The organism is Aeromonas sp. ASNIH4 (assembly GCF_002934425.1).
Taxonomy (GTDB): domain Bacteria; phylum Pseudomonadota; class Gammaproteobacteria; order Enterobacterales; family Aeromonadaceae; genus Aeromonas; species Aeromonas hydrophila.
Map to the genome: position 1 here is coordinate 1305211 of NZ_CP026217.1, position 11387 is coordinate 1316597.

At 61.4% G+C, this 11387-nt stretch carries 9 protein-coding genes; 3 read left to right on the forward strand and 6 right to left on the reverse strand.

Annotated elements, in window-relative coordinates; all coding sequences use genetic code 11:
* Positions 1-138: 138 nt before the first annotated feature.
* A complete protein-coding gene (locus tag C2U40_RS06125; RefSeq protein ID WP_043169781.1) occupies positions 139-681 on the forward strand; it encodes a metal-dependent hydrolase in 543 nt (180 codons plus the stop codon).
* Between the two features lie 231 nt (positions 682-912).
* The gene (locus C2U40_RS06140) at positions 913-1893 is read left to right on the forward strand and encodes an IS5-like element IS5 family transposase (RefSeq protein WP_000019402.1); all 981 of its coding nucleotides are present in this window, start codon (positions 913-915) and stop codon (positions 1891-1893) included.
* Positions 1894-3153: 1260 nt separating this feature from the next.
* Here C2U40_RS06140 and trpA read toward each other — a convergent pair.
* The 6 genes from trpA to C2U40_RS06175 all read right to left on the reverse strand — a co-directional run bounded on the left by trpA (position 3154) and on the right by C2U40_RS06175 (position 10004).
* Positions 3154-3960, reverse strand: coding sequence for a tryptophan synthase subunit alpha (gene trpA / locus C2U40_RS06150; protein WP_103828741.1), 807 nt, complete (start codon positions 3958-3960; stop codon positions 3154-3156).
* A complete protein-coding gene (trpB, locus tag C2U40_RS06155) occupies positions 3957-5150 on the reverse strand; it encodes a tryptophan synthase subunit beta (protein ID WP_017780792.1) in 1194 nt (397 codons plus the stop codon). Before trpB ends, trpA begins: the two co-directional genes overlap by 4 nt.
* Positions 5151-5230: 80 nt before the next feature.
* A complete protein-coding gene (gene trpCF / locus C2U40_RS06160) occupies positions 5231-6739 on the reverse strand; it encodes a bifunctional indole-3-glycerol-phosphate synthase TrpC/phosphoribosylanthranilate isomerase TrpF (RefSeq protein WP_162498628.1) in 1509 nt (502 codons plus the stop codon).
* On the reverse strand, positions 6739-7767 hold the full coding sequence (gene trpD, locus C2U40_RS06165) for an anthranilate phosphoribosyltransferase (protein WP_010633416.1): 1029 nt from the start codon (positions 7765-7767) through the stop codon (positions 6739-6741). The genes trpCF and trpD overlap by 1 nt, the downstream gene beginning before the upstream one ends.
* A gap of 10 nt (positions 7768-7777) precedes the next feature.
* Positions 7778-8377: an aminodeoxychorismate/anthranilate synthase component II gene (locus C2U40_RS06170; RefSeq protein WP_016351382.1), complete on the reverse strand. Its 600-nt coding sequence runs from the start codon at positions 8375-8377 to the stop codon at positions 7778-7780.
* Positions 8370-10004: an anthranilate synthase component 1 gene (locus C2U40_RS06175; protein ID WP_103828742.1), complete on the reverse strand. Its 1635-nt coding sequence runs from the start codon at positions 10002-10004 to the stop codon at positions 8370-8372. Before C2U40_RS06175 ends, C2U40_RS06170 begins: the two co-directional genes overlap by 8 nt.
* A gap of 437 nt (positions 10005-10441) precedes the next feature.
* Between C2U40_RS06175 and rnm the strand changes: the two genes are divergently transcribed.
* Positions 10442-11323: an RNase RNM gene (gene rnm, locus C2U40_RS06180; protein WP_103828743.1), complete on the forward strand. Its 882-nt coding sequence runs from the start codon at positions 10442-10444 to the stop codon at positions 11321-11323.
* Positions 11324-11387 lie beyond the last annotated feature (64 nt).

Genomic DNA, 11387 nt, shown 5'->3' on the forward strand with positions numbered 1-11387 from the left:
AGAAAAGGTGGTTAGGGAGGGTCTGGGAGATGATAGAGGGGCCGGGAGGATGTTGTGTGCAGAGCCGCATTGCACTTCACCTTCACTTCACCGAGCGGGGGTAGGGTAGGCTTACGTCTTCATTTGGAGCTTTATTCTATGCCCACCATGGTCACTCACGCTGCCGTTCCTCTCTGCCTTGGACTCGGGCTTGGCAGCCGGATCATTCCGCCGCGCCTGCTGCTGGCGGGGGTTGCCATCGCCATGCTGCCCGATGCCGATGTGCTCGCCTTCAAACTGGGGGTTGCCTATGGCCATGTCTTTGGCCACCGCGGTTTTACCCACTCCCTGCTGTTTGCCTTTGCCTTGCCCACCCTGGCCATGCTGTTTCAGCGCCAATTTCGGGCCAGCGCCGCCACCGTCTGGTCGTTTCTGCTGGTCTCCCTGCTCTCCCACAGCCTGCTCGATTCCCTCACCACCGGCGGCAAGGGGGTTGGCTGGCTCTGGCCGTGGCGTGACGAGCGTTTCTTCGCCCCCTGGCAGGTGATCCGGGTCGCCCCCTTCAAGCTGGAGGCCTATCTCACCGCCCGGGGCGAAGCGGTGATCCTCTCCGAGCTCTACTGGGTCTGGCTGCCGGGGGTTGTATTGATGCTGGTGTTGATGGGATGGCGGGTGTGGAGCAGGGGGGCTAGGGGATGCTGAGACTAGCGGCCAAGTGATGAAGATAGCCATAACTGTGCCACTGTATGGCACAGAGAGCGAGTAGGGCTGATGCCCTCAAGGCACCCTGATCCCGGTGTCGGAGCAATACACGTAATGCATGTATTATGCAGAGACCCAAGATCGTCAGGTAAATGATGGCTAAGGAAGGTGCGAACAAGTCCCTGATATGAGATCATGTTTGTCATCTGGAGCCATGGAACAGGGTTCATCATGAGTCATCAACTTACCTTCGCCGACAGTGAATTCAGCAGTAAGCGCCGTCAGACCAGAAAAGAGATTTTCTTGTCCCGCATGGAGCAGATTCTGCCATGGCAAAACATGGTGGAAGTCATCGAGCCGTTTTACCCCAAGGCTGGTAATGGCCGGCGACCTTATCCGCTGGAAACCATGCTACGCATTCACTGCATGCAGCATTGGTACAACCTGAGCGATGGCGCGATGGAAGATGCTCTGTACGAAATCGCCTCCATGCGTCTGTTTGCCCGGTTATCCCTGGATAGCGCCTTGCCGGACCGCACCACCATCATGAATTTCCGCCACCTGCTGGAGCAGCATCAACTGGCCCGCCAATTGTTCAAGACCATCAATCGCTGGCTGGCCGAAGCAGGCGTCATGATGACCCAAGGCACCTTGGTCGATGCCACCATCATTGAGGCTCCCAGCTCGACCAAGAACAAAGAGCAGCAACGCGATCCGGAGATGCATCAGACCAAGAAAGGCAATCAGTGGCACTTTGGCATGAAGGCCCACATTGGTGTCGACGCCAAGAGTGGCCTGACCCACAGCCTAGTCACCACCGCGGCCAACGAGCATGACCTCAATCAGCTGGGTAATCTGCTGCATGGAGAGGAGCAATTTGTCTCAGCCGATGCCGGCTACCAAGGGGCGCCACAGCGCGAGGAGCTGGCCGAGGTGGATGTGGACTGGCTGATCGCCGAGCGCCCCGGCAAGGTAAGAACCTTGAAACAGCATCCACGCAAGAACAAAACGGCCATCAACATCGAATACATGAAAGCCAGCATCCGGGCCAAGGTGGAGCACCCGTTTCGCATCATCAAGCGACAGTTCGGCTTCGTGAAAGCCAGATACAAGGGGTTGCTGAAAAACGATAACCAACTGGCGATGTTATTCACGCTGGCCAACCTGTTTCGGGCGGACCAAATGATACGTCAGTGGGAGAGATCTCACTAAAAACTGGGAATAACGCCTTAAATGGCGAAGAAACGGTCTAAATAGGCTGATTCAAGGCATTTACGGGAGAAAAGATCGGCTCAAACTGAAAAAATGAAATGACTGAGTCAGCCGAGAAGAATTTCCCCGCTTATTCGCACCTTCCCTAAAAATCGTAGGTTGGTGCTGAACGAAGTGAAGCCCAACGTTTACCGCGAAATATATCTATCAATCTGTTTTACGGATCTGCCACATCCATATTTATCCCGCTCTGGTTGGCGCAATGATTCTCGCCTGTTGGGCTTTGCTTCGCTCTGCACCAACCTGCAAAAACCACGCTACCGCCCCTGAGTGACAGCCCCCAGTTTGCTGCTGTTAACCTGCGAGATAGCAACAATCGCAGCCATGGTGTGCTCCCGAGAGAGAGATTGTCGTTTGGCTATCTTAATGGCGAGGGGAGAGAGTTGAGAAGCGTGTTTTGGTGGGAATCTGTGTTGGATCAATAAATTAGTCATTAAGGCGTGCGCTGTATGAACAACCAGCTTGGCTGGGGATGCACAATTCCCCTCACCCCAGCCCTCTCCCAAGGGGAGAGGGGGGCTTGTTCACTGTTGCACGGTAGCCTCAGGCGGGCACGGTTTTGATCCCCCTCTTATTCGCTGAGGCGAGTCCTCTTGTCCAGGCCGCGAGGCAGGACGCCGAGCGAGCGGCGTTGGGCTATGGGCAAAATCGGGAAAGGGCGAGCACCGCTCGACCCGATTTGGCGCGAGAACACGGATGTTCGAAGCGGGCTTTGGGCGAAGCCATGGATGGCGGAGGCCAAAGGCCCATCGGCGCGTGCCGTTGGACAAGAGGATGAGCCGAAGGTACCCGACGTCAGTCGGGCAAATAAGCGGGGGTGGCCTTTCTTTTGGTGACTTTTCTTTGGCCACGCAAAGAAAAGTCACTCGCCCCAGCCCGAAGGGCGGGCGAAACCCCGTCGAGGGCGGAGCCCTCGCATCCAGCGTGGCAAAGCCATGCCATCAGGAATATCTGCCGGCTCGAGCGTTCGGATTAACTCCGCCCGGATCGCGAATGTCCGAATACGCTTCGCTATTCGAACCTACATTCGAACCTACGATTCGATAACGTCGGAGGATTATGGGTTCCCTCACCCTGCCCCTCTCCCAAGGGGAGAGGGGACAAAGACGCAGGGAGCGGCAACAAGCAGGAAATAGAAAGGGAGCCTATCAGGCTCCCTTTTCGCAGACATGGCCAATGGCATTTGGTCAATGCCGCTCTTTACCGATTGGTCGCGGCCTTCATCCCTTCTACAAACTCTTTCAGACGAGTGAGCATATGCTCCGGGTTCTGGTGGTGGGTCTCGATGATCTTCACCACGGCGGAGCCGGAGATGGCACCGGCGGCGCCGGCGGCGATGGCTTCACGCACCTGAGCCGGTTCGCTGATGCCAAAGCCGAGCAAGGCAGGGGGGGCGTTGAACTCGCGCAGGGTGTTGATGAGCCCCTCCACCGGCATGCCGGCCTTGGTCTCGGCACCGGTGACGCCGGCGCGGCTCACCAGATAGGTGTAACCATTGCCCAGCTCCGCCACCTGTTTCAGGGTCCCGGCGTCGCCATTGGGCGGCGCGATAAAGATGCTGTCGATGCCGAACTTGTCGGCGGCCGCCTTGTAGGGCTCGCACATCTGCACCGGCACGTCGGCCACCAGCACCGAATCCACGCCCGCCTGCCGGCACTTCTCGTAGAAATCGTCAATTTTGCGCACATAGACCAGATTGGCGTAGACCAAGAGGCCAATGGGCAGCTGCGGGTACTTGGCGCGGATGCGGCCGAGCAGCTCGAAACAGTCGTCCGGGGTGGTGTGGCTGGCAAACGCGCGCAGGGCGGCGCCCTGAATGGTGGGGCCGTCCGCTACCGGATCGGAGAAGGGAATGCCGAGTTCGAGGGCATCGGCGCCCCCTGCGACCAGCGCATCGACGATGGCCAGCGACAATTCGGGAGTCGGGTCACCCAGCATCACGAACGGCACAAAGGCGCCCTGATTGGCTTCATCCAGACGGGAGAAGAGTTGTGCGTAACGGTTCATGACAAGGTTCCTTCTTTCTCGAAAATATCGGCAACGGTGAAGATATCTTTGTCGCCACGGCCGGAGAGGTTGACGATGAGCACCTGCTCTTTTTCCGGTTCACTGCGGGCCATCTTGAGGGCGTGGGCCAGTGCGTGGGAGGACTCCAGCGCCGGTATGATGCCTTCGGATTTGGCCAGCTCCTGGAAGGCGTCAAGCGCCTCCTTGTCGGTCACCGAGGGGTACTCGGCGCGGCCGATGGCGGCCAGGTGGGCGTGCTGCGGGCCGACGGAGGGGAAATCCAGTCCTGCCGAAACAGAGTAGGACTCCTGGATCTGGCCCTGATTGTCCTGCATCAGGTAGGAGTGCATACCAAAGAAGACCCCCTTGCTGCCGTGACCGAGCGGCGCACCGTGCTCGCCGCTCTCGATGCCGTGACCACCCGGCTCGACACCGATGAGACGCACCGACGGTTCATCGATAAAGTCGGCAAACATACCGATGGCGTTCGAGCCGCCGCCGACGCAGGCGATCACCGCATCGGGCAAGCGCTCTTCCTTCTCGAAGCACTGGGCCTTGGCCTCTTCGCCGATCATCTTCTGGAACTCCCGCACGATAGTGGGGAAGGGGTGTGGGCCGGCGGCGGTGCCCAGCAGGTAGTGGGCCGACTCGTAGTTGGCGGCCCAATCACGCAGCGCCTCGTTGCAGGCATCTTTCAGGGTGCTGGAGCCTGAGTGCACCGGGATCACCGTGGCGCCCATCAGCTTCATGCGAAAGACGTTGGGCTTCTGGCGCTCGCAATCCTTGGCGCCCATATAGACCCGGCACTTGAGGCCGAGCAGGGCGCAGGCCAGCGCGGTGGCCACGCCATGCTGACCGGCGCCGGTCTCGGCGATGATCTCTTTCTTGCCCATCCGCTTGGCCAGCAGCGCCTGACCCAGCACCTGGTTGGTCTTGTGGGCGCCGCCGTGCAGCAGGTCTTCACGCTTCAGATAGAGGCGGGTCTTGGTGCCCTTGGTCAGGTTGCGAGTCAGGGTGAGCGGGGTCGGGCGACCGGCATACTCGGTCAGCAGGGTCTGAAACTCGGCGATAAAGGCCGGATCATCCTTGGCGTCGACGAAGGCCTTCTCCAGCTGGAGCAGGGCGGGGATGAGGATCTGGGGCACGTACATGCCGCCAAATTCACCAAAAAACGGGTTGAGCAGGGTCATGGTTTCTTCCTTATACCTTGAGTCGAAAACGGAACATCAATTACGAAACAGTGATTCAGTAGTGGCCTCACAGGGCGCGCTTACAGGTTGCGCAGGGCGGCAAACGCCGCCGCCAGCTTGTGTGCATCCTTCTGGCCCGGGGCACTCTCTACCCCGGAGTTGAAATCAAGGCCGAGGCAGCCCACTTGCGCGGCTTGCAGGGCGTTGTCGGGATTAAGGCCGCCCGCCAGCATCAGCTTGGCTTTATCGAGATTGGCCAGCAGAGTCCAGTCGAACGCCTGACCAGTGCCGCCGCTCTGGCTGCCGACTTTCGTATCCAGCAGCAGGCGATCGGCCGGATAGTCGAGGGCGGGCAGCGGTTCGCCACTTGTGACTCCAACTGCCTTCCAGATCTGGCAGCCTGCTGGCAGCAGTGGGCGCAGCGTCTCGATATAGGCTGCATCCTCATCGCCATGGAGCTGCACCGCAGCGAGTCCCAGCGCCTCCACCGTCTTGACGATGGTGGCGGGCTGGGCATTGCGAAATACCCCGACGTAAGAGAGCGGCGCGCCCGCCATCACGGCGCGGGCGGCGGGAATGTCCACATAACGCGGGCTTTTGGCCACGAAGATCAGGCCGCCAAATACCGCGCCCGCCTGATGGGCGGCGGCGGCGTCTTCGGCGCGGGTCAGGCCACACACCTTGTTCTGGCCCAGAGTGAGCTTGCGCACAGCCGCCTCCAGATCCGGCTCGGCCATGAGGGATGAGCCCACCAGAAAGCCCTTGGCGTGGTGGCGCAGATCCGCCACTTGGGCGCGGTGATTGATGCCGGACTCGCTGATCACCACCTGATCGGCCGGGGCTTTTTGTGACAAGATGGCCGCCAGCTGTTTGGTGCGGTTCAGATCCACGCTCAAGTCCCGCAGATCCCGGTTGTTGATGCCGATCACCGGCGCCCCCAGCGCGATGGCGCGGGTCAGCTCCTCCTCGTTGCTCACCTCGGTGAGCACGCCAAGGCCCAGCTCCTTGGCCACTGCGAACAGGGCGCGATAGCCCTCGTCGGTGAGCACCGAGAGCATCAGCAGGATGGCGTCCGCCTGATAGTGGCGGGCCAGATAGACCTGATAGGGGTCAATCATGAAATCCTTGCAGAGCACCGGCTGGCTGACGCGACTGCGCACCCGGCTTAGATAAGCAAAATCCCCCTGAAAGAACTTCTCGTCGGTCAGCACCGAGATGGCAGTGGCGTATTTGCCATAGATGTCGGCGATGGCCTCCGGGCTGAAATCGTCGCGGATCAAGCCCTTGGAGGGGGAGGCCTTCTTGCACTCCAGAATGAAGCGGGTGGAGCCCGCCTTGAGCGCCCCGACGAAATCCCGATCGCTTGGGGTCAGAGCGCTCTCGAAGCTCTCCAGCGGCTGGGCCAGCTTGCGGGCGGCAACCCACTCCTGTTTGGCCGCCACGATTTTGCCGAGAATGGTCTGGCTGATGGAGGCCATGTTCAGAAAAGCATGGGGGGCAATAAGGTCTGACATCTCGTTATCCTTGCGAAACTGGCTCTTGCCCTGCGGGCGTTCTGAATGACTGTTATGCGACATGGTGGCTGACATCATGCCTCCTGATGGCCCGCTTCCTGATGGCTTAAAGTGGCCAGACGAGCGGCGAGCTCTGCCGTCTTGCCGCTTGCCAGCACCGCCAGCACCTCGGCCGCCGCGCTCTTGAGATCCTTCGCCTTGCCCGCCATCAGCAGCAGCGGTGCCACGTTGGCGGCGATGGCTGCGTTGTGGGCCGGGGTGCCACGCCCTTCCAGAATGGCGGCGGTGATGGCGCGGTTCTCTTCAGGCTCTCCGCCCTGAATGGCGCTGACCGGATAGGTCTCGAGACCAAAGTCAGCCGGGGTGAGCAGAAATTCGCGGATCTCGCCGTCACGGATCTGGGCCACCTGGGTCGGGCCGTGGATGGCAATTTCATCCAGCCCGGCGCCGTGCACCACCATACCGGTTTTCAGCCCCAGTGCCAGCAGGGTTTCGGCGATGGGGCGCACCAGCTCGGGGGCATAGACCCCCATCAGCTGATAGGTGGGGCGAGCGGGGTTGATGAGTGGCCCCAGCACGTTGAACAGGGTGCGGGTCTTGAGGGCCTGGCGCACCGGCATGGCGTGGCGCACGCCGGCGTGGTACTGGGGGGCGAACAGGAAGCAGATGCCGAGCTCATCCAGGCAGCGGCGCGCCTGCGCCGGGCTCATGTCGAGCTTGATGCCCATCTTGTCCAGCAGATCGCTTGAACCCGACTTGCTCGAGACCGAGCGGTTGCCGTGCTTGGCCACTTTCAGGCCGCAGGCGGCGGCGACCAGCGCCGAGGTGGTGGAGACGTTGATGGTGTTGAGGCCATCGCCACCGGTGCCGACGATATCGCAAAACTCATAATCCGGACGTGGGAAGTCGCGCGCTTCTGCCAAGAGGGCCTCGGCGGCGCCGGCGATCTCCTCCGGGGTCTCCCCCTTGATCTTGAGGGCGGTCAAGAGACTGGCGAGCACGATGGGATCCACTTCGCCACGTACCACCTGGCCGAAGGCGTCGCGGGTACTTTCACGGCTCAGAGACTGACCCTGATAGAGGGTGTTGAGATGATGATGCATGTTGGTCTCCTTACCGCACACTGCTTTCTGGACGGGTGATATGGGCGAGCGCCTGGGTCAGCAGACGGGCCCCTTCCGAGGTCATGATGGATTCCGGGTGGAACTGGAAACCCAGCACCCGCTCATCCTGCTGCTCGATGGCCATGGGCATGCCCTGATAGTGGGCAATCACCGTCAGCTCTTCCGGTACATAGGTGGCGACCAGCGAGTGGTAGCGGGCCACCGGTAAGGGGCTTTGCAGCCCCGCGAAGGCGCCGTGGCCGTTGTGCTCAATCAGGGAACGCTTGCCGTGGACGATCTCGCCCGCCGCGCCGACGGTGCCACCGTAGGCTTCGCACAGGGCTTGATGGCCGAGACAGATACCGAGGATGGGCACCTGACCGCGGGCCAGCTTGATGAGGTCTATCAGGCAACCCGCTTCATGGGGGGCGCCCGGGCCCGGCGAGAGCACCAGCACGGCGTCCCCTTCACAGGCGGCGATCTCGCTCATGATGCGGCTCGCCGGCAGGCTGTTGCGGTAGATCCGCACCGGATAGCCGAGGGAGCGGAACTGGTCGACGAGGTTGTAGGTAAATGAGTCGAAGTTGTCGAGCAGGAAGATATTAGTCATGGCTCACGTCCTTATGTTGCTCCTGCTGGGCGCTCAGGGCTTGCAGGGAGGTGCCATGGCTGGCGGCGATGGCGGCCAGCACGGCCGCCGCCTTGGCGCGGGTCTCGTCCGCCTCGGCCTGGGGTTTGGAGTCATAGACCACCCCGGCACCGGCCTGCACGTGGGCCACGCCCTCTTTGACAAACGCGGAGCGGATGACGATGCAGGTATCCATCTCGCCGGCGCCGTTGAGGTAGCCGACCGCGCCGCCGTAGCTGCCGCGGCGCTTGCCTTCCACCATGCGAATAAGCTCGCTGGCGCGGATCTTCGGCGCGCCGGTGAGGGTGCCCATGTTCATGCAGGCCTGATAGGCGTGCAGGGCGTCAAGGTCGGCGCGCAAGGTGCCGACCACCTTGGAGACCAGGTGCATCACGTGGCTGTAGCGATCCACCTTCAGCAGCTCCTTGACGTAGCGGGTGCCGGGCTCGGAGATGCGGGCGATGTCGTTGCGGCCCAGATCCACCAGCATCAGGTGTTCGGCCACCTCTTTCTCGTCCTGACGCAGTTCCAGCTCGATGCGGCCGTCGAGATCTCGGTTGATGCTGCCATCGGGGTTGAAGCCGCGGCGGCGGGTACCGGCGATGGGGTACATCTCCACGTCGCGGCTGGTGGCGCAGAATTTCACCGCGCTCTCCGGCGAGGCGCCAAACAGGGTGAAGCCCTCGTCCTGCACATAGAACATGTAGGGGCTGGGGTTGGTCTGTTTGAGGCGGCGATAGGCGGCGACGGGGCTGGGGCAGGGCAGGGAGAAGCAGCGGGACGGCACCACCTGGAAGATGTCGCCGCGGCGGATAAAGCCCTTGAGCTTCTCCACCTCGGCGCAGAACTGCTTGTCGCTCTTGTCCACGCTCATGCCGCCGGCGAGGGTCGGGGTGGCCGGAGCCTGCGCGGGGGCTTGCTGGCAGGCGTGCTTGAACTGGGCGAGGCGCTCGCTCAGGCGGTGGTATCTGTCTTCCACCTGGCTCTCGTCGCTGTCACCGCCGAAGATGCAGGCGAGCAGCGCAGTGGAGCGCGCGATGTGGTCGATGGTGATCAGGGTCTCGGCCACGTAGAAGCAGTAGTCGGGGCAGTCGTTGCTCCCCTCTGGCACTACGGGCAGATCTTCAAAGGAGGCGATGAGGTCGTAGGCGAAGCTGCCCGCCATAAACAGCGCCTCTTTGCCGAGCTGGCAATCAAGCTCTCGCTGCAGGGTGCGCAGCACGTCCAGCACGCTGATCCCCTTGAGGCGGCTGTCTTCATCGAGCGCCCGATCTGAGGCCGGGAAGTCGAGCTGCAGCTCGCCGGCCACCATGCTCTGGGCAACGGCGGCGGGCAGGCGCTCGGCCAGCAGGCTCTGCAGCTGGGCGCCGTTGTCGTTGAGGCTGCGCACCCGCACGGTGCGACCACGGCATTCGATGCGCAGGCAGGCGTCCACCAGTAGCAGGCTCTGTTTGCCGGCCTTGGAGTCGATCTCCACCGATTCAAGCAGCAGGTTGTTGGGGCGACCCTGGCAGAGCTCGCTGTAGAGTGCCAGCGGATCGGCCACATAGGGGGCGTTGAGGGTGAGGGTATCGAATTCACCCAGAGGAAGGCGATGGCTGGCTGTCATAGTGCGTTCCCTTGCGTGTGATGCTGTTTACCGATGTTCATGACGTTGAATTCCTTGAAAATTTAATGGGTCTGGGGTGGCTGGTTCAGGGGCGCCATCGCCAGGTCAGCTTGCTTGTCTGAATTCTCGGTTTCATCACAGGTCCATTTGCCGGATAATAAAAAAGCCCGCTGGGGTCAGCGGGCTTTTTCTTTGGGTTCTTTATTTGCTGTCAGATTTACAGGTACAGCAACGACCACACGCCCGCATGTCAGGGAGTGTGCCACCACCAGATGGTCAGGATGGAAGTCGTTTGCATGATAAAGTCCTGTAAAAAGATGTTTGCAATGAAGTGCCTACAGAAAACGATAAAGCCGCGGCCAAGTCAAGTCGCTTTTTAGCCTTCTTTCACCGAATGTGTACCCATGGTGACCTGACCACGAGAGCGGAATAATCTGATGAGATTCGATCTACACTGCCATACCACGGCCTCGGATGGGGTGCTGAGCCCCGCCGAACTGGTGCGCCGCGCCGCCGAAAAACAGGTCGAGGTGTTAGCAGTTACTGACCACGATACTCTTGCCGGGCTTGATGAGGTGCGCCGCACCATCGAGAATGAGCAACTGCCGCTGCGGCTGGTGAGCGGGGTCGAGATCTCCACCGGCTGGGAGCATCACGAGATCCATATCGTGGCGCTGGGGGTGGATGAAAAAAATCCGCAGCTGGTGGCGTTTCTGGCCGGCCAGCTGGCCCGTCGTGAGGCACGCGCCCAGGAAATAGGGCGTCGTCTGGAGAAGTGCCAACTCCCCGGCACCTATGAAGAGGCCAAGCAGCTGGCTGGCGACGCCGCCGTGACCCGGGCCCACTTTGCCCGGGTGCTGATGGCGCGCGGGGTGGCCGATACCATGCAGAAGGTCTTCAAAAAGTACCTGAGTCGGGGCAACAAGGGCTATGCTCCGGCCGAGTGGCCGGAGATGGGCGAGGCGATCAGCGCCATTCACGCTGCTGGCGGTCTGGCGGTGCTGGCCCACCCGAGCCGTTACGACCTCACCGCCAAGTGGATCAAGCGGCTGCTGGTGGCCTTCAAGGCGGCCGGTGGCGATGCCATGGAGGTTTCGCTGCCCCAGCAGAGCCCGCAGGAGCGGGCGAATCTCGGCCAGTGGGCCAAGGAGCACGACCTCTACATCTCGGTGGGATCGGATTTTCACTTCCCCTCCAACTGGACCGAGCTGGGGCGCCACCTCTGGTTGCCCAAGGAAGGGATGCCGCTCTGGCTGGCCCATCCCGGTCACTTCGGGCTCACCACCGAACAGCACGCCGCTCTGCTGGCCAGCCGTTAAGAGGCGTCTGCAGGCGTCAAACAGATTAAGGTAGTGTCGTGGAGCCCGGCTCCACGGCCATCAA